18 protein-coding genes and 2 pseudogenes are annotated in these 21,515 nt (G+C 62.3%); 10 read left to right on the top strand and 10 right to left on the bottom strand.

The window, feature by feature from the left end:
* Positions 1-133 precede the first annotated feature (133 nt).
* The 6 genes and pseudogenes from HDG37_RS09055 to HDG37_RS09080 all read right to left on the bottom strand — a co-directional run.
* Positions 134-430: pseudogene (locus HDG37_RS09055) on the bottom strand (SDR family NAD(P)-dependent oxidoreductase); the annotation flags it as partial.
* Positions 431-480: 50 nt separating this feature from the next.
* Positions 481-636, bottom strand: coding sequence for a DUF3309 family protein (locus tag HDG37_RS09060; protein WP_018423731.1), 156 nt, complete (start codon positions 634-636; stop codon positions 481-483).
* Positions 637-860: 224 nt separating this feature from the next.
* Positions 861-1,067, bottom strand: coding sequence for a hypothetical protein (locus HDG37_RS09065; RefSeq protein WP_184046242.1), 207 nt, complete (start codon positions 1,065-1,067; stop codon positions 861-863).
* 346 nt (positions 1,068-1,413) lie between these two features.
* Positions 1,414-1,632 carry a hypothetical protein gene (locus HDG37_RS09070; RefSeq protein ID WP_184005151.1) on the bottom strand — a complete coding sequence of 73 codons (219 nt, stop codon included), beginning with the start codon at positions 1,630-1,632 and terminating at the stop codon, positions 1,414-1,416.
* Between the two features lie 195 nt (positions 1,633-1,827).
* Positions 1,828-2,130, bottom strand: a complete 303-nt coding sequence (locus HDG37_RS09075) for a hypothetical protein (RefSeq protein ID WP_184046244.1) — start codon at positions 2,128-2,130, stop codon at positions 1,828-1,830.
* 91 nt (positions 2,131-2,221) lie between these two features.
* Complete coding sequence (locus HDG37_RS09080) at positions 2,222-2,488, bottom strand: hypothetical protein (RefSeq protein ID WP_018423726.1); 267 nt, start codon at positions 2,486-2,488, stop codon at positions 2,222-2,224.
* A gap of 433 nt (positions 2,489-2,921) precedes the next feature.
* On the opposite strand from HDG37_RS09080, the gene HDG37_RS09085 reads away from it, so the two are divergent.
* Positions 2,922-4,979 (top strand): serine/threonine protein kinase, encoded by a 2,058-nt coding sequence (locus tag HDG37_RS09085; RefSeq protein WP_184046246.1) that lies wholly within the window; start codon positions 2,922-2,924, stop codon positions 4,977-4,979.
* 28 nt (positions 4,980-5,007) lie between these two features.
* Here HDG37_RS09085 and HDG37_RS40275 read toward each other — a convergent pair whose 3' ends face one another.
* Both HDG37_RS40275 and HDG37_RS40280 read right to left on the bottom strand, forming a co-directional pair.
* Complete coding sequence (locus HDG37_RS40275) at positions 5,008-6,108, bottom strand: formylglycine-generating enzyme family protein (protein ID WP_409260048.1); 1,101 nt, start codon at positions 6,106-6,108, stop codon at positions 5,008-5,010.
* Between the two features lie 105 nt (positions 6,109-6,213).
* Positions 6,214-7,044, bottom strand: a pseudogene (locus HDG37_RS40280) (caspase domain-containing protein); the annotation flags it as partial.
* Between the two features lie 313 nt (positions 7,045-7,357).
* On the opposite strand from HDG37_RS40280, the gene HDG37_RS09095 reads away from it, so the two are divergent.
* The 9 genes from HDG37_RS09095 (at position 7,358) to HDG37_RS09135 (ending at position 20,056) form a co-directional block, all read left to right on the top strand.
* Positions 7,358-7,861: a DUF4399 domain-containing protein gene (locus HDG37_RS09095; protein WP_184046256.1), complete on the top strand. Its 504-nt coding sequence runs from the start codon at positions 7,358-7,360 to the stop codon at positions 7,859-7,861.
* A gap of 46 nt (positions 7,862-7,907) precedes the next feature.
* A complete protein-coding gene (locus HDG37_RS09100; protein ID WP_184046258.1) occupies positions 7,908-8,345 on the top strand; it encodes a DUF4399 domain-containing protein in 438 nt (145 codons plus the stop codon).
* A 251-nt stretch (positions 8,346-8,596) separates the two neighbouring features.
* The gene (locus tag HDG37_RS09105) at positions 8,597-8,875 is read left to right on the top strand and encodes a hypothetical protein (protein WP_184046260.1); all 279 of its coding nucleotides are present in this window, start codon (positions 8,597-8,599) and stop codon (positions 8,873-8,875) included.
* Between the two features lie 349 nt (positions 8,876-9,224).
* Positions 9,225-10,601 carry an efflux transporter outer membrane subunit gene (locus HDG37_RS09110; protein ID WP_221311941.1) on the top strand — a complete coding sequence of 459 codons (1,377 nt, stop codon included), beginning with the start codon at positions 9,225-9,227 and terminating at the stop codon, positions 10,599-10,601.
* Positions 10,602-10,840: 239 nt separating this feature from the next.
* The gene (locus tag HDG37_RS09115) at positions 10,841-13,453 is read left to right on the top strand and encodes an FHA domain-containing protein (RefSeq protein WP_184046262.1); all 2,613 of its coding nucleotides are present in this window, start codon (positions 10,841-10,843) and stop codon (positions 13,451-13,453) included.
* A complete protein-coding gene (locus HDG37_RS09120; protein ID WP_184046264.1) occupies positions 13,431-14,804 on the top strand; it encodes an HlyD family efflux transporter periplasmic adaptor subunit in 1,374 nt (457 codons plus the stop codon). The genes HDG37_RS09115 and HDG37_RS09120 overlap by 23 nt, the downstream gene beginning before the upstream one ends.
* Before the next feature lie 37 nt (positions 14,805-14,841).
* Positions 14,842-15,594 carry a peptidylprolyl isomerase gene (locus tag HDG37_RS09125; RefSeq protein WP_184046266.1) on the top strand — a complete coding sequence of 251 codons (753 nt, stop codon included), beginning with the start codon at positions 14,842-14,844 and terminating at the stop codon, positions 15,592-15,594.
* Positions 15,595-15,635: 41 nt separating this feature from the next.
* Entirely contained in the window at positions 15,636-18,704 is a 3,069-nt protein-coding gene (locus HDG37_RS09130) for a peptidase domain-containing ABC transporter (RefSeq protein WP_184046268.1), read from the top strand.
* Positions 18,701-20,056 (top strand): sigma-54-dependent Fis family transcriptional regulator, encoded by a 1,356-nt coding sequence (locus tag HDG37_RS09135; RefSeq protein ID WP_184046270.1) that lies wholly within the window; start codon positions 18,701-18,703, stop codon positions 20,054-20,056. Before HDG37_RS09130 ends, HDG37_RS09135 begins: the two co-directional genes overlap by 4 nt.
* A gap of 45 nt (positions 20,057-20,101) precedes the next feature.
* On the opposite strand, the gene HDG37_RS09140 is transcribed toward HDG37_RS09135, so the two are convergent.
* Both HDG37_RS09140 and HDG37_RS09145 read right to left on the bottom strand, forming a co-directional pair.
* On the bottom strand, positions 20,102-20,872 hold the full coding sequence (locus HDG37_RS09140; protein ID WP_184005175.1) for a protein phosphatase 2C domain-containing protein: 771 nt from the start codon (positions 20,870-20,872) through the stop codon (positions 20,102-20,104).
* 5 nt (positions 20,873-20,877) lie between these two features.
* A complete protein-coding gene (locus HDG37_RS09145) occupies positions 20,878-21,165 on the bottom strand; it encodes a hypothetical protein (protein ID WP_090807566.1) in 288 nt (95 codons plus the stop codon).
* Between the last annotated feature and the right edge of the window lie 350 nt (positions 21,166-21,515).

Here is a 21,515-nt window from a genome sequence, read left to right on the forward strand (position 1 = left end):
CTGGCTCGAAGATGTCGATCTATTCGAGCAATCGAACGACGGCAACGCCGATGGTCCGCGTATTGGGCTTTAGCCATTGTTCGAAAAGCCCAGGGACATACGGCCGCGTTGCCGATATCTTCCACGGCGCCGACCCGACCGTATGGAATCGACTCGTCGGCCCGCGTCGGCGGAATACCTTTACCGTGGCCGGGCAGGTCAGAAACTGGCCCGTCAGATTCGTCGACAGTACGTGCTGCCAATCGTCGAGCGTCATGTCGGCGAATTTGCCGTCCTTCTGTAGCTTGGCATTCGCGACCACGATATCGATGCCATAGCCGATTCCCGAACTTGCGCCGGTAACCAGCGCGACCTGATTGGCCAGTAACTTTCCATCGAGTGCTCCGGCAACGACGAAAAAGCGAAGCCGCCAACTACCGGCACGCGACATCGCGCGGATAGACGGCGGCCCGCCTCATGTTCCAGTCCACTACGCGTGGTCTATATCACACCGGCAACCAGCAGAACGATCACCACGATCAGTACGATGCCGAGTCCACCGGTCGGACCATAGCCCCACGATCGGCTGTGCGGCCACGCTGGAAATGCGCCGATCAGCAGCAGAATCAGCACGATTAGAAGAATGGTTCCTAGCATGTTATGACCTCCGCCTGGTTGAGAGACCTGCTTTATCTACGTTGGCCACAAGGCCGCAGGGTAATCCCCAGGGAGCAAACCTTGTGCCCAAGGTCGATCCTTTAATCAGATCATCGGGACGGCGCGCGGCGCGTGCGGGGATTCTCGAGCCAATTGAAACGGCACCCGTCGCGCTCAAACCTGAGCCGGGTGCCGTTTTTCCAATTGCGGACACGTCGCGCGTCCTATAGATAGGTTCCGGTGATGCGGCCTTCGAAGATCGCGGTGTTGATGTCCCAATCGTCGACGGTACCCGTGCCGCCGCCGTCCACCTTGACGACTACCGAGCGGCCGCCGCGCAGCGTCTTCATCTGTTCGGCGGTCAGCGTTTTCTCGTCGGATGGCTCGCCCGCGCCGGGCGGCAGGTCTTTGATGATCACAGTGGCTTTCATGGCATTTCTCCTTGACGTGGAAAGGCGAGCACAGTGCGGCGCCCGCATCGATTTCTGCAAGGCCTATGCCAATGTGAGGGAACGTGCGCCGCAACATGGAGCGGGGGCCGCGATGCGAAGCCTGGCAAGGATCCGCGCGATAGCCGCGTTGAATCGCACTGAACACGATCGCGATTGCGCGTCGATGTGTTTGCGCGCGTCCCACGACTCACGTGCGAATGGTTGGGGCGCAGCGCAGCGTCGCGCGTGGCGAACTCAGGCGTCCAACACTCAATCGCAAGCGCAAACAGAAACGGCACGCGCCATATGCGCGTGCCGTGATGGTGAAACGCCCCGGCGAGGAATGCTAGCGGCGCTGGCGTCTACGCGGCGAGGCTGCTTCCGCGATACGCAGATGCGCGGCCGGAAAGCCCGGCGGGTACTCGACGACTCGCATCGCGGCCGGCACCAGCGGCGCGGCGAGACTCGAGCGCGCGCCGACACGGGCGCCGCCGACGATCGCGGCCATCGCCTCGCGGTCCAGTTCGACGCTTTCGGTCAGATCCTTGATGCTCAGCTTGGCCATGATGGCTCCAGAAAAACGCTCCGGCGGCCAGACCCGTTCGGGTGTCGGCCGCCGTGCTCGGAATGTGTTCGGCGTGTCATTCGTTGTGCTGAGGTCTCAACGCACTATCAGTATAGGAAATCCATTCGCGGCGCGCATGGCCGTAGTGTTGCCGCGGCAGTGAAGGAACCCCCAGTCCCCCGCTGCTGCCCCGGCTTACACGGCGGAGTAATTGGCGCCCGACAGGATAGGGTCGACTCTCAGCTTCAGCGGCAGCACGACGCCTGGGCCGATCGAACCGATGTCATTGAGCGCTGCGACGTTGACGATTTGCTGCTGAGCCAGATTCTGAGTGACGTTGACGTTGACGTTGACGTTGGCGATGCCGGCAAGGCTGCCGAGACCACCAAGGCCCGAGGGCATGGGCACGTTGCTGCCGGTGCCGCCGGCGATCCCGGACATGGCCCGGCGGTCGAGTTCGCGCGTGCCGGACAGATCGCGAATCATGAGGGATGACATGGCGTTTCTCCAAAGACGTACGGAAAGCGGACATGAATGGCTCGCGGCGAAGCGGCCCGCGGCTGCGGGCGCCTCGCCGCACCACGCACTGTTAGTGGTTGCTGTTGCTCGAATTGATATACGGCGAGAAGTCCGACGTGATGCCGGTGGCGAACGCAACATCGTTGCCGTTGGCGTTCTGGAAGTTCAGTTCGTTACTGATCACTTGCGTGGTGGTGCTGTTCTTGACGCTGGTCGGCGCATAGACCGGGGCGAAGCTGTAGTACTTGCTCGGGCCGAAGCCGCCGCGTACGGCTTGCATGGCTTTGCTGTCGAGTTGTTCGGTGACGGACAGGTCTTTGATCATCAGCGTTTTCATGGTGAGTCTCCTGAAAGAAGTTTTCGCAGTGTTGCGAGTGGTTTCGAGCAATTCGTTTGCTCGGACATCACTAATGCACAGGCTGTGCCAGTATTAATCAAGGATCCTGAGGAAATCGGCGAAGCCCTGTCGTATAAGGGTTTTGCGCGTGGAGGGACCATCGTGCCGGTCAGCTCGAAGCACGCTGACGCGCTCGGAGCGGTGGCCACGGTCCGACATTGCGGCGGACCCTGTTGGATGGCGCACGACATTGCGCGAGCCAGCACGCGGCGCGGCGCGCGGCTCATGCCTGGTTTGCCTGGTTTGCGAAAGCGCGGACCGGGAGCTAGTATCGAAACGGCACATGTAACTGGATACGACAGGTTTTCTATCGACCCGCGTGGCGTCGGTCGCATGCGACACGGTCCAGCGGCAACGGCGGTGCTTCGCACAAATGGCTAGCCTTGCGCGTGTGATTCTCGACTTCCAGAGCGGCGAGCTATCGCGTGACGAGTTCGTCGCGCAGATCGACAGCGCGTTGGCGACCGAGCAACTCGGCCCGACGCGGCTGCTGGAGACGCTGTACGCCGCGCATCATCGGTCGCCGTTGCCCGACGATCTCTACCTGGAAGTGCGGCGGCGCATCGAGTTGCTGCGGGTTTCGAACGTCGCGGCGGGTGGCGAGGAAACCGGCATCCAGACCACGGTCGATCTACCGTCGCTGCGGTCGTCGAGCGCTGGCAGTGCGGGCGCCGCGAGTACTGCCGGCAGCGCCGCGCACGAGACCATCAAAGGCATCGGCGATACCCTGAACAACCGCTTCGTGCTCGAGGAGTGCCTCGGCGTGGGCGGCATGGGCACCGTGTACAAGGCGCTCGATCTGCGCAAGCTCGAAGCGTCGGATCGCAAGCCCTATCTCGCGATCAAGGTGCTGAACGTCCAGTTTCGCGGCAATCCGAATTCGCTGGTCGCGCTGCAGCGCGAGGCGCGCAAGGCGCAGGTACTCGCGCATCGCAACATCATCACCGTCTACGACTTCGACCGCGACGGGCCGATCGTCTATCTGACGATGGAGTACCTGAGCGGCAAACCCTTGAGCCAACTGCTGCGCACGCCGGGCTATCAGGGCATGCCGGTGCGGGCCGCGCTGCCGATCGTGCGCGGCATGTGCGCGGCGCTCGCATACGCGCATGAGCGCGGCTTCGTCCATTGCGATTTCAAACCCGCGAACGTGTTTTTGACCACGAATGCCGAAGTGAAAGTGATCGACTTCGGCATCGCGCGCGTATTCCAGCGGCCTGAAGAGGAGAGCGACGCGACGGTGTTCGATCCCGGCAGTCTCGGCGCGTTGACGCCGGCGTATGCGAGCCCGGAGATGATCGAGCATCGCGAGCCGGACCCGCGCGACGATATCTACGCGCTTGGCTGCATCACGTACGAGCTGCTGACGGGACATCATCCGTTCGATCGCCTGTCGGCCACGCAGGCGCGCAACGCCGATTTCAAGCCGCAGCGTCCGGCGAATCTCGATGCGCGACAGTGGCGCGCGTTGCGTGCCGCGTTGTCGTTCGATCGCAATACGCGTATACCGAGCGTCGTGCGCTTTATCGCCGAGTTCGACAATGAAGCGCGCGCGGAGAAGTCCGGGACGCTCGCGTGGGTCGGGCTCGCAGGCCTCGCCGCCGTGTGCGCGGTCACCGTGGGCGTGTTCGCTTTTCGCTCGGGGTCCGGCCGGCAGCAAGCCGCACAAACCGAGGCGGCGGGATCGCAGAGCGATCAGGTCGATCGGGCGGCTGGGGCGTCCGCTGTCGCGCCCGCACCGAAGCCCGCGTTGACGCTCGCCGCGATCACGCCCACGCTTGCCCAGGTGCCCTGTTCGGCTTTATCGGGCGCGGTGCAGGACCACGCACTGACGGTACGCGGTTTCCTGTCGCAGCGATACGGTGCCGCGCATCTGAAGGAGACGTTGGCGGCGCTGCCTGGCGTCGATACGGTTTCGCTAGACGTGCGGCCGCTCGCCGACGATAAGTGCGACTTCGTCAAAACGCTCGCGCCGTTTCTGGTGCGCAACTGGCAGGCGGGGCGCGTGGCGTCGCTGCAGATGCGTCCGCCAAGCGGCTTTCTGACCGAGAACGACTCGCTGGTGGTCGACCTGAAAGCGCCGCCGTTCGATTCCTTTGCGACCGTCGACTACTACCAGCTAGACGGCCACGTCGTGCACATGGTGCCCAGTCGTCTGTGGCCGGACAATCAGATGCAGGCGAACGGCGGTCCGTACACGATCGGCAGCAATGCGGGCGATTGGACCATATCGAAGCCGTTCGGCTCGGAAATGGTGGTGCTGATGGTGACGCCGGTGCCGCTGTTCGACAAGCTGCGCCCGGAAAGCGAAGCGCGCGCCGATTATCTGCGCGCGCTCGAGACCCGGCTCAAGCAGATTGGCGGTCAATACGGGCAGGATCGCCTGTTGGCGGACTTCGCCCCGATTACGACCAAACCCGCGACGCGGTGATCCGTCAGGGAGCCAATCGACACGGCTTTTAGTGCAGATCCTTGACGACGCGAAAACCGTTCTGCGATTGGCGCACGCCCGCGCTGTATTTGAAGCGCGTCGCGCTGAGCATGTAGTCGCCGCCTTCGCGCCATGAGCCGCCGCGAATCGCGCGCATCTCGCAGCCGGGCGAGTCCCACGCGTGGCCATCGACGGGCGCGCCCTGGTAGGTGTTGTGCCAGCAGTCGGCGGTCCACTCCCAGACGCCGCCGTTCATGTCGTACAGACCCAGCGGATTCGCGGCGAACGTGCCGACGTTTTCCGGGCCTTCCTTGTGCCACGGGTCGCCGCAGTCCTTGCAATTGGCGTTGCCCTTGCGCATCTGCTCGCCCCACCAGTACGTGGTCGTGGTGCCGGCGCGGTCCGCGTATTCCCATTCGGCTTCGGTCGGCAGACGGTACGGTTTGCCGGTCGTTTTGGCGAGCCACTTGACGTACTGCTGCGCGTCGTCCCAACTGAGATCACGCGCCGGTGCGGTCTTGATGCTATTGCTCTCCGGCGTCAGCTTCTGGCAGGCGCCGGCGGCGACGCACGCATTCCATTGCTCGACCGTCACGGGGAATTTACCGATCGCGAAGGGCGCGCCAATGCTCACGTGATGCACGGGCTTTTCCGACGGATCGTCGGTATTGCTGCCCATTGCGAACGAGCCGGCGGGCACCGCGACCATGACCGGACAGGCCGCGCAGTCGCGGATTTCACCGGCCGTCGGTGGATGGGCGACGGTCTTTTCGGCGAATGGCGCCGCGGCGGCCGTGGCGGGCGGCGTCGGCGATGGCGCGGCAGCGGGGCGCGGTGGCGGCGCGGCTGCGCTGGCTTGCGTCGCGGGATGCATGACCTGGGCAGGCGGCCTGGGTGGCGCGACGTGACCGCTCTGCGTCGCGGGCGCGGCTGGCGGTGCAGCCGGCGCGGCACTCACCGCGGGAGTCGATGCCGCCGCGCGCAATCGATCGATACGCGCATGCGCGAGTGTGGCGAAGCGGCCATTCGGATAGGCCTTCAGATAAGCCTCGTAATCGGATGGGTAGTTGCTGTCCTTGATCGAATCCCAGAACGTGATTTCGTATTGTTCGCCGCTTTCCTTGGGCATGATGCCGCGACTGCGCGGCGTGATGGCCCGACGCTCTGACGTATTCGACGACTCGATAGCGCCTTCGCCACTTGTGGGAATGGATGAACTCGCGACAGAGAGCCACGGTTGCTGCGTTCCGCGTGTAGCGGTGCGTACTTCGGCACCGACCTGTCGGAACAGCGCGGCGAGCGATCGAGACGATGCGTCGGCGTGGTTGAGCGCTTGCAGCAAGGCATCGGTATAGACGCCATGCCGCGGACCGTCCGCCGCGAAACCGCCCGGTGCGGTTGCATAGGCAATCACGGTGTTGGCAGCGATCCTCGGTTTATCGATCGCAACCGCGGCGGGGGCAAATGGATTGTCGAGGCACGTATCGAGAATCACGAGATTGAGCCGGCCGGCACGGGCGGATTGCATCGCATGCAAAACGGTATTCAGATCGACGCCGTTATTCAGTAGCGACACCGGCGCGCGGATGTCGGCTCGCGCATCGAGTCCCGCCGGCAAAAGCAGCGTTTGTGCGCCCACCTGCATGCCGTGTCCGGCGAAATAGAACACTCCGATATCGCCTGTTCGCAATCGTCGTTGAAATTCGTCGATGGCCGCGCGCATTTGCGGCGGCGTAGCATTCGTGCGCGTGATGACTTCGAAGCCACGCGCACGGAGCGCAGCGCCGATCGATTCGGCGTCGCGCGGCGCGTTGGCGCGGATCGGGTTAGTGGCGTCACCGTACTCGCCGTTTCCGATCACGAGCGCGACGCGCCGCGAATGCGTGTCGTCGCGTGACGAAGCAAACGGTGAAAGGAGCAAAGCGGTGTCCGCCGGCCGCGCCGGATGACTCGCTACCCAAGCCGGGCTCGGCTCGATGCTTTCATGTTGCGTCGCGGCATCGGCACTGTCCCACTGCGCCTGGATTGCCCCAACCATGCACACCAGCAGGAATCGTCGCCACATCCTTATATCCTGTTTGTACCGGACAGAGTTCAGGCATTCGTGCACCACGCTCGCGCTGCCCGCGCTCTTTATTAACGATAGCACGCGCTTTGCGTCACAACTGTCCGGGAGTCCTTAACGCGTCATACGGTTAACGAGCATTGCGTATCTTTTTGGCAAGTTACGTCCTAAGCTAATTCAGAAAGTCACGTCACACGGTCGTTTTAACTAGGTGGGCTGCCTGCCGGTTTCGATCCGCGACATGCCGCTCGAACACCCGGAAGGTCATCGATAGCCGGGCCCCAGCCATGACTCCTGTTCGGGAGAGTGCGCTATGCGAAGAACCCGTGTTTCCTTTCTTTTCGGCAGTCGTGATCCGGCGCAAGCGCGTCGCGGCGGATTACGCGCGGCGGTGTGCGCGACGCTCGTCGCGGTCTGCCTCGGTATCGGCACTGGCGGCGTTGCGCGCGCCCAGCAGACGCCGTCTCCGCCGGGGGCCGAGGAGTACATCATCTGGCCGTCGGATGGCGCGGTGATTCACGGCGGCAAGCTGTGGGTGCGCATGGGGCTGCGCAATATGGGCGTGTGTCCGAAGGGCGTCGCGTTTCCGAATACCGGCCACCATCATCTTCTGATCGACACGGATTTGCCCGCGCTCGATCAGGAGATTCCATCGGATCGCCAGCACCTGCATTTCGGCGCGGGCGAAACCGACGCGCGCATCGAGTTGCCGCCCGGCAAGCACACGCTGCAGCTGATTCTCGGCGACCATAATCACGTGCCGCACGTACCGCCCGTGTATTCGAAGAAGATCACCATCACCGTGCTAAAGAACTAACGCGGTCCGTTCGTTCGAACTGGTCAAGCCGGAACGGAGAGTCCTGATGAAGAAGATCATTGCGGCCGCGGCATTCGTCGCAGCGGCGCTCACTGTACCGACCGCGCCGCAGGGCGCGTGGGCAGCGACGCCGTCGCCGCCCGGCGCTTACGTGTATATCGGCTATCCGAACGATGGCCAGGTGGTGCCCGCCAATAAACCGTTTCGCGTGTGGTTCGGTCTGCGTTACATGGGGGTCGCGCCGAAAGGCGTGAAATACCCGAACACAGGCCACCATCATCTTCTGATCGATACCGATCTGCCGCCGATGGATCAGGAGATACCCTCGGATCGCCATCATCTGCATTTCGGCGCGGGCGAAACGGAAACGATGATTTCGTTGCCGCCAGGCAAGCATACGCTGCAGCTGTTGATGGGCGACGACATGCATATGCCGCACAACCCGCCGGTGTATTCGAAGAAGATCACGGTGATCGCGCGCTGACTGTCATCGAGCAGCCAACAATGTCGCGCGCGCTGTTGGCTGCGATCCACCATTCACTGGTCTCGCTTCGCCGCTCGTCAGCGTCGGGACAGCGGGTGCGATCTTCCTGGCCTTTGCTACAAGGCGTTCAGGACGCGAATGACGAAAGCAAGGCACTCCTGGCATAGCCCATGCATCAGTAGCGCCCGAGCAGACAAGTTGCTCGAACCCGACGCACCACGATGCGCTTTCCCATTCCCAGGAGATTTGCCATGAACACGCTGATGATCAAGGACCTGTCCAACACCGAACAACTCGACAGCAAGGCGATGAGCGCCGTGCGCGGTGGCAACGGCTACTATTCGATGCCGTCGTACCTCAGCTATGCGCCCGTCTATGCGCCGACCAGCATCAAGAACGTCTCCACGACGCAGATGATCAACACGGAAATGAACATCCAGAGCGCGAACGGCAACAACTCGGCGCTGGTCAGCGGTACGACCACCTACATCCAACCGACCATTTACTCGAGCAACGTCAACAACGGGTAGTGAGCGGCGCACGCGCGGCCCGGGCGGCCGCGTGTGCGTGCCCCAACAGGCGCGTCGCTCAAAAAGACCGCTAATCCAATCGTCCTTTCCACGCATCCTTCGCGTATCCGCCGCTCCCCGCATCGACTTTTCCGCCGCTTCATTGCCGAAGCCGCGCGGAAGCGGCTCGGCCTGAAAAACCGGGCATCTCGCGCGAAACAGGCGGGTGCAACTGGAGACCACCGTGTCAGCATTGCCGGAATCATCGTTCGATTCGTCGTGTGATTCGCTGGACCTTCAGCGGGTTCCTGCTGAAGCCAGGACGCCTCGCCGCATAGCCCGTGTGCTAAGCGGGATCTGCGCGGCAACGATGTGCGCTTTGGCAGTGAGCGCGTGCGTCGACGTCAGCATGCCGGCTTATCAACGCCCGGACACGCCGGCCAAGACAGCGTGGTCGGATCGCAATGGCGCGCCGGTATCGGCCGCGGAGACGATCGAGCGCGACTGGTGGAAGGGCTTCCAGGACCCGTACCTCGATACGCTGATCGACAAGGCGATCGACGGCAACTTCGATATCCGGGTGCTGGCCGCGCGTATCGAAGTCGCGCACACGCAGATCAGCGAGACAGGCGCGGCCGCATTGCCGACGGTGGACCTCGGTGCCGGCGCCGACTACACGAAGACGACTGGCCAGCCTTTGACGAAGACGTACAACCTCGCGCTGCAGGTGAACTGGGACATCGACATCTGGGGCAAGGTCGAAAAAGGCGTGCAGGCGCAAAAGGCCGAATTCCACGCGAGCGAGGCGGATTGGCGCGCGGGGTATCTCGAACTCGTCGCGAATGTGGCCAGTACCTATTTCCAGATCCTGCAATTCGACGACCAGATCGCACAGCAGCAAAAGACCATCGCCACGAACAAGCAAATCCTGGCGATCTACGAAGGCCAGGCGCGCAATGGGCTCGTGCCGCAAACGCAGGTGTTGCGCCAGCAGGCGGAACTCAACCGGCTCACCAACGATCTCTATGATCTGCGCCGCTCGCGGGCGGTCTCCGACAACGCGCTATGCACGTTGCTCGGCGTGCCGGCCGGCGAATTCCATGTGCCGCAGGGCCATTTACAGGAGCGCGTGAAATTGCCGGGCGTGCCCGATGGTTTGCCCGCGCAATTGCTGTCGCGCCGCCCCGACGTGGTGGCGGCCGAATTCAGGGTGCTCGAGGCCTATGACCTCGTCGGTCAGTCGAAGCTCGCGCAATTGCCGAGCATCGGCCTCACCGCGCAAGGCGGCACGGCAAGTTACGCGCTTAACCAACTGCTGAAGTCGTTCACGTTCGGCCTGATGCCGAGCATCAATTTTCCGCTGTTCGATCCCGGCGTGCGTGCGCATGTGAAGGTGACCGAGGCGCAATCGAAAGTCGCCGAGCAGCAATATCGCGTGGCCGTGATGGGCGCATTCGAGGAAGTGGAGAACGCGCTCGTCAATCTGAGTGCCCATAAGGCGCAGCACGCGGAATTGCTGCAGCAGGTGTCGCGCCTGCAGATCGTCGCGGATCAGATCCAGTCGCAACTGCGCCTTGGCGTCGTGTCGCAACTCGAAGTATTCGAAGACGAGCGGACCTTGCTGGAGGCGCAACAGGCGTTGCTGGAAAACCACCAATTGATTCTGTCCGATACGGTAACGCTTTATAAGGCGCTCGGCGGCGGATGGCCCGGTGTCGACGTGCAAGCGCAGGTCAAAGAGAAGTAACGAAACATTGAGCTAATCCACGAGTTGGCGTACCGCGCGGGTATTTCGTCGGCTGACGGCTTATCCGCGGTCTTCTCATCCGGCGATATCCAAATTGACACTCTCGATGCGTGACTTACAATTCTTTAGGGGTCAGCGTTTGCGTGGCTCTTCACGACAATATCGTTGCGCCGTTGTTCTTCGTCCAGTTCGCCCCGCGTTCCCGCCGCGGCAGGTAAACGCTTAGCGATCCAGATAAAATGGCCACCGGCGAAGCTCCGATTGCTGAAATACGCGTGACAGTGGACGCTGCCTTCGACGTGGTGTTGTCACCGGTTGCCTGCGCGCAGCGCCCCGCGCTCGACGCCATTCGAATCGTCGACAACCTGTTCGCCATCGGCCGCAGCGAAGCGCCGTTCAGCGACTATCCCGCACCATGGACCGCCGCTCTCTCGCGCCGACATGCGCGCGTTTTCATCGAGCATGGCGCGATTTATGTTGCCGATCTCGGCAGCAAGAACGGCACGACGGTCAACGGCATCGCGGTGCGACAAACCCCCGCGCGTGTACGCGCCGGCGATGAACTCTGCTTTGGCGGTGAACTGCGCTATCGCGTCGGCATCGAGCCGCGCGCGCGTGTCGTCACGGGTGGAAGCGCTTCTCCCCTCATTCATCTATTGCTGGTGCCGCAGCGCGATGACCTGGGTCTGCAACCGGTCGACGTGCTGGCTTTTCCATTTCTGATCAGTAAAACGGACGAGGTTTTCTCGCGCTACAAAGACCGTTATCCGCACCAGGTCAATTACATTTCCCGGCGCCATGCGCACCTGTTTCTGAAGGGCGGCGAGCTCTATGTAGAGGATCTCGGCAGCACCAACGGCACGTTCGTGAATGGACAGCGGATCGGCGAATCGGCGCTTGCACTAGCGGAGGGCGACGTCGTTGCATTTGGCGGCGACCACTTCGTCTACAGGGTGTCGCTACAGAACTCCGCCGACGTCGAACCCACCGTGACCCAGCTCTCTCTTCAGCCCGCTGTCGACAGTGCCGCCGATGCCGACAAGACGACCTTCGTCGGCGCTGCGCATTCGTTTCTCGACATCTTTTGCGTCGATCCGGCGCTGCAACGCGAAGACGAAGTGAATGAAGCGGCGCAGCCTGGCTCCGCGCGCGCGAAGCGTGACGGAGTAGGGACGGCAAATGGCGCGCAGGGCGCCAAAGGTGCGCAGGCGGGGTATCCCGCCGATACGAGAGACGGCGCGAACGAAAGAAGCGGCAAAGCTAACAGCGCGGCAAGAGGTAAGCCGCGTCGCTGGAAGATGGTCGCCGGCGAACTCCACAAGGCGTTAGCGGACGGCGAGCGCACCAATGTGCGGCGCGCGGCGGCATGGGGCGCAGCGGGTATCGCGATCGTGGTTGCGCTTGGCGTGGGCCTTTATCTGCACGGTTCGTCGGAACGGGAGTTGAAGAGCCTGCTCGCGAGCGGTGATTACTCGAGCGCTCTCACGATGGCGCGCGGCTATCTGGCCACGCATCCGGCGGACACAAAAATCAGCGCGCTCGCGAGCGAGGCGTTGTTGAAAGCGAACTTGCCGGGCTGGATCGAAGCCGTGCAAAAAGCGCAGTTCGACCAGGCCGACATGCTGCTGAAGAACATGAGGGCGTTGAGCGGAAATGACGCCGATGCCGCGTCGCTGGTCGGCGAATTGCAATGGGTCGGCGATCTCGAACGCTTCGTCGCGGCGCGAGGCGGCGTCGACGCGCCGATCCGCATGTATACGGACGAAGCGACGATCAACGGTCTGCTGCACCGCTGGGACGACGACGCGGCGAGTCACCAGCGCGCGCTCGATCGGATTGCGAGTTACGTGCCGGTCTTCGCGGAGCCCTACGCACACACGCTCAGCCATCTGCGCAAGCTCGAAAGCGACGATTCGGTGTACGTCGCCGCGATCGATCGGCTCAATGGCGTAATTCATACCGAACTTTCGCGCGACAAACCCGACGCGCTGCTGCCGGTACTCGACGATTACGCGCAGCGTTATCCGCGGCTCGCGGGGCTCGATAGAGTGCGCGACGATTTGCGCCAATACACCGGGTTGCTGAATGCCGCGTTGAGCCGTCAATTGACGTCATTGCTGGCGATGATGAAAACGGTGCGCTTCAGCACGCCGCCCTTTCAGGCGCAATTCCAGCAGCTTGCGTCTACACGCTTGCCGTCGGCGGACATCGTTCAACGGCAGGATGCGGTCGATGCCGCGTGGCAGCGCGGCGACGCGCAGCAGGCGCTGAACGATTTGCAGTCGATGCCGGCGAGCCGGTGGTCCGATGTGCTCGCGGCCGAAGCGACGCACAAGAAGGCGTTGTCCGATCAATACAACGATCTGCGGAAAACGCGTGACGGGAAAGATTACGACCAGCGTCTGCTGTCGTTCTACGCGAGCCTCGATCCGCGGATTGACGCATGGTTCGTGCAGGCGATCCAGAAAGACGTGGCCGCGTTGCATGACAAGGCGCTCGCGCATGCGCAAGATCTGCTGGTGCGCGCGCAAAGCCTGTGGAAAGAGTACCGCGCGAACGGCCCGATCGGCGGCACGCAGCGGCTCGAAGCCGGCATCTCGCCGGGCTTTCGCAACGAGGCGCGTCTGCTGAGCGACGCGCAGACGGCGGCACGCCAGGGCATGCGCATCTATACGCAGTTGAAGGCCGATCATCCCGCCGACTTCGATCGCCTGCTAGCGGATATCGAAGCCGAAGCGAGTTTGCAGCGCCGCTCGTTGACCGAGTTGCGCATGGTGCTGGACCCTGGGCTGCTGAAAGCGAAGCTCGCGTTGATTGGAGGCGATCAGAGTGAAACGCGATCCTCACCCTAGACCGTTGTCGGAGGCGCTCGAAGATCATAGCGTCGAAGGCATTGCGATTCTGACGTCCGAGCCGGTGCGGATTGCGCGCGCGCTGATCTGGGCGATGGTCGCGCTCGTCGTGTCGGGTCTGCTGTGGTCGTTCGTCGGCCGCGCGGATGTGATCGTCAGTGCGCCCGGCACGTTGTCGCCGGAATCGGAGGTGCGGCGCATCTATACGCCGATCGACGGCGAACTCGCGGATCTGTATATCGCCGAGGGGCAGCCGGTGTCGAAAGGCGACGTGCTCGCGCGGCTCAATGCGCGCGGCGCGATCGAGGCAGCGAGCAATGCGTTACAGGCACAACTGAAACTCGAAGACGCCGAACGCGAATGGAAGCAGTTCCCGGAGAAGAAGGCGTTGATGGAACGCAAGGCCGCGTCGTTGAAGGCGCAACTCGAAGTCGAGGAGCGCTTGCACGAGAATCGCGTTTCAGAAGGCACGACGAAGCTTGCCGAAGGGCAGAAGGCCGAACTCGACGAAGCGCGCAGCTCGCTCGATAACGCGCGCCGCACGCGCGAAGCGGCGAATCAGGAACTCGATCGCTATTCGCGGCTGTTCGCGCAGCCGGGCGGCGGTGGCATTGCCGAATTACAGGTCGAGCAGAAACGCACGGCCGCGCTCGAAGCGGATAACGCTTACCGTGTCGCGCAGTCGAAGCTGGCCGAGCTCGACTTTCGTCTGAGCCATGAATACGCGCAGGCCAATGCGCAACTGGCGACGAGCGGCCAGCAAAGCACCGATCTGCAACTGCAATACGATCAGGCGGTGCGCGACATCACCGATGCGGAAGACAAACTGCGCGTGCAACTGCAAAGCGCGCGCCTCGAAGCCGATGCCGCCGCGCGGGTGCGTTTCGAGAACATCGATAAAGACAATTTTTTGCTGATTCTCGCGCCGGTTTCAGGCGTGATCACCGACGTCACGTCGACGCAGCGCGGCGACAAGATTCAGGCGAATGCACCGCTCGGCGGCATTGCGCCAAAAGACGCGCGGCCCGTGCTGAAGATCGAAATCTCCGAACACGACCGCGCCTTTCTGCACGTGGGCCTGCCGGTCAAATTGAAGTTCAACGCGTTTCCTTACCAGCGCTACGGGTTGATCAGCGGCACGCTCGCCTATATCTCGCCGGCCACGAAGCCATCCGCGCAGGACAAGCAACCGGTCTACGAAGGCCGTGTCACGCTGGACAAGGACTACTACCAGGTGGCCGGCACGCGTTATCCGCTGCGTTACGGCATGACCGCCAATGCGGAAATCGTCGTGCGCGAGCGGCGCCTGATCGACCTCGGTCTCGATCCGTTCAGAGAGGTGGCGGGTTGAGCGCGCGAATCAAACATCCACGAAAGGAGCCGAGCAAATGACCGCGATAGTGCGTATCGATGACGAAGTCGTGGACGTGGACGAGTTCATTCGTCTTCTGAAACTGACCGGCCAGTTCGAGAGCCTGGTCGAGCAGATCGTGCGCGACAAGCTTACCGTCCATGCGGCGAAGAAGCAGGGCGTCGCCGTCAGCGCCGACGAAATCCAGCAACGCGCGGACCAGTTTCGCCGCGTGCGCGGGCTGCATCGCGCGGCGGACATGAATCATTATCTCGACGCGCTGCACGTGAGCCTCGACGAATTCGAGGCGTTCATTACCGACGGGCTTTATCAGGAGAAGATGCTCGACGACATCGGTAACGACGCGGCGATCCATGATTACTTCGCGCTGAATTCACCGAAGTTCGACGCGATCGAAGTCAGCCATATCGTGCTCGATAGCGAAGGCAAGGCGAAGGAAATGATCTCGTACCTGCACGACGACCCCGACGGCTTCGGCGAGATGGCGCGCGAGCATTCGATTGCCGATACGCGCGAGTCGGGCGGCGTGATCGGCAAGGTACTGCGCGGTTCGCTGAAGCCCGATATCGAGGCGAAGATCTTCAATGCGGCGGTCGGCGATCTGCTTGGGCCGTTTCCGTCGGCCGACCGTTCGTGTTTCGAGATCTTCGCTGTCACGGCCAAATATCCGGCCACGCTCGATGCCGACGTGGCCACCGAAATCCGCCGTTTGCTGCGCGAGAGCTGGCTCATTGCCCGCGCCCAGGAACACGTGATCGAAGCGCGCTAGTGCCCGACTAGCGCCCGATAAAAAGCGAGGCTCACCGATACATGGACGCCCTCCAGACCGCGCCATCCGCGCCTTCCACCGCCGAATTTCTCGCTTCGGTGGAGATCCTGTCGCCGTTCTCGCGCGACGAAATCGAGCGGCTTGCCGAGTACGCGCAGGCAAAGTTCTATCCGTTTGGCGAAACGGTGTGCTCGGCCGGTGAAGTGGCCGAAGGTCTCTATGTAATCCGCTCGGGCACCGTACGTATCTTCACCGAGGAGCACGGCAAGGAAACCAGCATGGGCGTGCGCAAGTCGGGCGAGATCTTTGCCGACATTGCGATGTTGCGCTCGTACGTTCACGAAGCGTCGGTACGTTCGTCGGGCAAGACCGAAGTGCTGTTCATACCGCGCAGCGCGATCGAACCGGTGATGGCGGGCAACGCCGCCGCGTTGGCGTTCGTCGCCAGCTATGTGGCGATCAATTCGGCCGGGGGCTTCGTCGCGCAATTGTTCGATCTGCGCGGCAAGCTGAACAAGGCGGAACTCGAAGAGTACGTGCGCAGCGTCGGCGCAAAACGGGTCGCTGCCGGCAAGGAGATTCTGAAACAGGACGGCCGCGACGACAGGCGGCTTTATGTGGTGCGGCAAGGCCAGGTGCGCATCGTGCGGCAGGAAGAGGGCCACGACTATACGCTCGCGACGCTCGGCAAAGGGGAGATATTCGGCGAGAAGGCGTGCCTGATGCGCCAGGAACAGATGGCATCGGTCGTTGCAACCACCGACACGCGGCTGCTGGTCATCCCCGAGCGCACCGTTCATTTCATTCTCGAGCGCAATCCGAAACTGCGAGAAGTGCTCGACGAGCGCATCCGCTATGGCGACCGCGAATTGCAGCGGCAAAAGCGGCTCGAACAGCGGCGCAAGCTGCCGTTGATGCTCGACCTGCAGAGCAAGCCGGAACTCGGCGAGAAGATCATCCGGCGTTTCGCGCTCGTCGAGCAAGCCGAGGAGATGGATTGCGGCGCCGCGTGTCTCGCGATGATCTGCCGCCATTACGGCATTCCGATGACGCTCGGCAAATTGCGCGAACTCGCGAACGTGACCACGCAGGGTGCAACGCTCGACAGTCTCGCGCGCGCGGGCGAGTCGCTCGGCTTCACGACGCGCGGCGTGCAATGCACGTTCGATTCGCTGCGCGGCTTCGATCTGCCGTTCATCGTGCATTGGGAAGGCTATCACTATGTGGTCGTGTACGGGCTGTCGAAAGACTATGTCTGGGTGGCGGACCCGGCACTCGGTTTCAGAAAGCTGAGCGTCGAAGATTTCGAACGCGGGTGGAGCGGCACCTGCCTATTGTTTACCGGCGGATCGCAGCTGCTGCAGATGTCGGCCGAGCGCTCGCCGTGGATTCGCTTTGTCGGCTATCTGAAGCCGTACCGCAAGATACTCGGCTATCTGTTTCTGGCGACCTTCGTGATTCAGGTGCTCGGCGTGATTCCACCGCTGATCATTCAGAACATTCTGGACGGCGTGATCGTGCATCAGAACGTCAGTCTGCTGCATATGCTGATCGGCGGGCTCATCATCTCCAATGTCTTCACGCAGTTGATGTCGACGATTCGCGCGTATCTGGCGAACTTCATGGTTCGCAACATGGACTTCGCGATGATGTCGCAGTTCTTCAAGCATACGTTGTCGCTGCCGTTCTCGTTCTTCGCGAAGCGCAAGACCGGCGATATCTTCGCGCGCTTTCAGGAAAACCAGACGATCCGCGCGTTCCTGACCGAATCCACCGTGACGACCGCGCTGAATCTGCTGATGATCTTCATCTACTTCACGATCATGTTCGTGTACAACGTGAAGATGACGCTGGTGTTGATCGCGTTCGTGATTCCGATCATGGGACTCACGGTGATCGCGACGCCGAAGATCAAGGGCTACGCCCGCGAGGTGTTCACGGCGTCGACCGAGGCGAAGTCGTTCCTGATGGAAGCTCTGTCCGGCGTCGAGACCGTCAAGGGCATGGGCATCGAGCGGCCGGTACGGTTGCGCTGGGAGAAGAAATACGCAAAGGCGCTCGAATTGCAGTATCGCGCGCACGCATTCAATATTCTGGTCGGCTTCGGCAGTCAATTGCTGAATGCGGCAACGACGATTGCGATTCTTTGGGTCGGCGCGAATCTGGTACTCGCGCGTGAATTGACGATCGGTCAGCTGATCGCGTTCAATGCATTCATGGGTAGCGTATTGAGTCCGCTGATGGGTCTCGTCGGCTTGTGGAGCATGCTCAACGATGCGGGTGTCGCGATGGAACGGCTCGGCGATGTGCTCGATATCGAGCCCGAACAGAAGCCGCAGGATTTGCCCTCGCGCGTGATGCTGCCGGAGCTGCAAGGCGAAATCAGCCTGCAAGGCGTGTACTTCCGCTATGGCGAAGAGGATTCCGCTTATGTGCTGGAGAACATCAGCTTCGATATCAAGCCGGGTGAACTGGTCGCGATCGTCGGGCGCAGCGGGTCGGGAAAAACCACGCTCGCGAAGCTGCTGGTTGGCTTCTATCGGCCGAGCGAAGGGAAAATAACGATCGACGGCTATGACTCCGGCGTGATCGACAAGACTTATTTCCGCGCGCAAATCGGCTACGTGATGCAAAGCAATCTGCTGTTCTCGGGCACGATCGCCGAGAACATCGCAAGCGGCGACGACGCGCCGGAGCGCCGCCGCATCGAGGAAGTCGCGAAAATGGCCGACGCGCATGGCTTCATCAGCAAGATGCCGCTCGGTTATGAGCAGATCGTCGGCGAGCGCGGCATCGGTTTGTCGGGCGGTCAAATCCAGCGGCTTTGCATTGCGCGTGCGTTGTATCACGATCCGCGTCTGCTCGTGTTCGACGAGGCGACGTCGGCGCTCGACTCGCAATCGGAAAGCAATATTCTCGGCAACATGCACGACATCCTGAAGGGCCGCACGGCGGTGATCATCGCGCATCGGCTAAGCACGATCATGCGCGCGGACAAGATTCTCGTGCTGTATGAAGGCGCGATCGTCGAACAGGGCCGTCACGAGGAACTGATCCAGCGCGGCGGCATGTACTATCAGCTCGTGCAGAAACAGTTGAGTGCATCATGATGAAGATACTCGACCAGATTGAAGAGGCGAGCCCCGCGATATCGTACGCGGGACTGATCGAGCGGATCGAGATCCTGCGCTCCACGTTGCGCTGGTCGTCGCGGCTCGAACGCGCCGATATCGACAAGCTGCTGAGGCAGGCCACGTCGTTGCGCGACGAAGTGATGCAGCTTTCGCACAAGGAGCGCTTCGTGCAGGCGGCCACCGCGGGCGAGCCGCAAACGAGCGCGGAGCAATCGCGCGGTGCGCGCCGCAAGGCACTGCTCGAACGCAGCTTCATTTTCGAGGGCACGTTCGGCGACAACCCGCGGTTGCTCGAATCGCTCGAAATCGCGGAAAAAGCGGCGCCAACCGATTTGCCGGTGTTGATCGATGGAGAAAGCGGCACCGGCAAGGAGCTGATGGCGAAAGTGATTCACGCGAATGGCTCGCGTGCCGACAAGCCGTTCGTTTCGGTGAACTGCGGCGCGATTCCGGACAATCTGCTCGAATCCGAACTTTTCGGGCATCGCAAGGGCGCATTCACCGGCGCGTCGAGCGACCGCAAGGGAAAATTCGAAAGCGCGCATACGGGCACGATCTTTCTCGACGAAATCGGCGAGTTGCCGCTCGCGGGCCAGGTCAAGCTGCTGCGGGTGCTCGAGGCGCACGAGATTCAACGCGTCGGCTCCGACGAAACGATCGCGGTCGATACGCGCATCGTCGCGGCGACCAATCGCAATCTGCGCAAGCTCAGCGAGGAAGGCCGGTTTCGCGAGGATCTGTTCTACCGGCTCAGCGTGATTCACGTGACGTTGCCGCCGCTGCGCGAACGGCGCGACGAAATTCCGTTGCTGATTGCATGGTTCGGCGACGAAGCTGCGGGCATCCTGAAACGCCGGCCAGTCAGGTTGACGCCGCGTTTGCGGGACTTTCTATTGAGCTACGCGTATCCGGGCAACATTCGCGAATTGCGCAACGTGATGTACCGCATCTCATGTCTGGCTGCAGACATGGCCGACGTCGAGCATTTGCCGCTCGATATGCGACCCGCCGCACCCGGTTCGGCGGCGGCGCAGGCGGAGGGCGGACAGGCGAGCGGCGAGCAGCCGATCAGCGTCGCGAATCTGATGTCGTTGAGCGACGCGAAGCGGGCGGCCAGCGACGACGCCGAAAAAGCGTTCCTCGAACGCGGACTGCGTGAAGTCAGCGGGACCGTCGCCGAACTGGCGCGGCGCATCGATATGAATCGCTCGCACTTGCAGATGCTGCTGAAAAAGCACGGCCTGCACTCGAAGGATTTCCGCAATCGCAATGCGCCGCCCACGAAGAACGGCGCGAACGAGCGCGACGAGGAAGACGACGAAGGCTGAGTGAAGGACCACTGAACGCTCGGTGAAACGCGCGCCTGAAGATCATCAAGGCGCCGGGTTCAGCAAGGTCTTGTCCGCCGCATTCGGGTCCTGCGCTTCGACGACCACTGCGGTGATGTTGTCGCGCCCGCCGCGCGCGAGCGCAAGGTCGACGAGTTCGCAACATGCGTTTTCGCGCTCCGCCGTGGTCAGCACGTCGGCGATCTCGTCGTCGCTCAGTTCGTTGCTGAGACCGTCGCTGCACAACAGGAACACGTCGCCGTCGGCGACTTCGATCGCGTCGTCGTCGAGTTCGAGCGAATCCGTTGCCCCGACCGCGCGCGTGATCATGTGCTGCGCGGGATGATGGCGCGCCTCTTCGTCGGTGATGACGCCGAGCGAGCGCAGCTCCTCGACCTGGCTGTGATCGCGCGTCAGTTGCCGCAATTGCCCCGCGCGGTACAGGTAGATGCGGCTGTCGCCGGCCCACACGTAGCCGCAGAAGCGATCGCATGCAAGCAGCACGACCACGGTGCTGCCGATGCGCTGCACCTGGCGGCGCGCGGCTTCGTCGCGCAATTGACGGTTAGCGGTTTGCAGACGCGCGCGTACATCGGCGATCAGCATTCTGAGGCCGTGCGGCGCCGCCAGTTGAGTCAACGCGTCGATCACGGTGCGGCTGGCAACGTCGCCGACCGCGTGACCGCCCATCCCATCGGCGACAGCCCAGCGTCCCGCTTCGGGTTCGTCGAGGCAGGCATCTTCGTTGATTTCGCGGACCCGTCCCGTGTCGGAACGCGCGGACGATGTCCAGCGAAATTGGCTCTCGCATGTCACAACGGCTACACCATATCGTTTCGGTTGCGTGCGTCCGGAGACACGGTGAGGTTCGCGTTCGCGCCGGTATTGCGTACGTCGACCGACTGGAACTGGTTGATCATCTGGTTAGCATAGAAGTTGTTGGAGACCTCGTACAGATTGACCACCGGCCCAATGCTCGGCGTTTGCGGCACGTACGGCTGAATCCAGCCATAGATCCATGGCGCGCCGCCGCCGCCGCGAATCGCCGCCATCGCCTTGCGATCGAGCGCGAGGTTCAGCGAGAGGTCGTTCAATTTGATGCAGGACATGTCGTTCTCCGGTTGGCCGCGTTCGCAATGCGCGCGGCTGAATGGACTCTGCACCACACGGTGCAAAGGCCATGCCAATCGGGGGCGGATTCGGCGCGAAGCCCGCGGCGCATTGACTGGCGCGGCATGCGCGGCTTTACCACGAACGCGCTCGACGCGATCGGTCGGCTCGCGGCCAACAAGCCCACATTCGAACAGGTGTGAGACCCAACACATTCAGCGGGTCCCGCGAGTTCTCCATTCAGTTGAAATCAACCCGCGACACGGCTCGCAAATGAGCGTCGCACACCAACAGATCAGCGCGATTTCTGTTGGTCCCGTCCTGACATCTGCCTCTTCAGAAAACCGCT

Origin of the sequence: Paraburkholderia sp. MM5384-R2 (assembly GCF_014201025.1) — a bacterium.
GTDB lineage: Bacteria > Pseudomonadota > Gammaproteobacteria > Burkholderiales > Burkholderiaceae > Paraburkholderia > Paraburkholderia tuberum.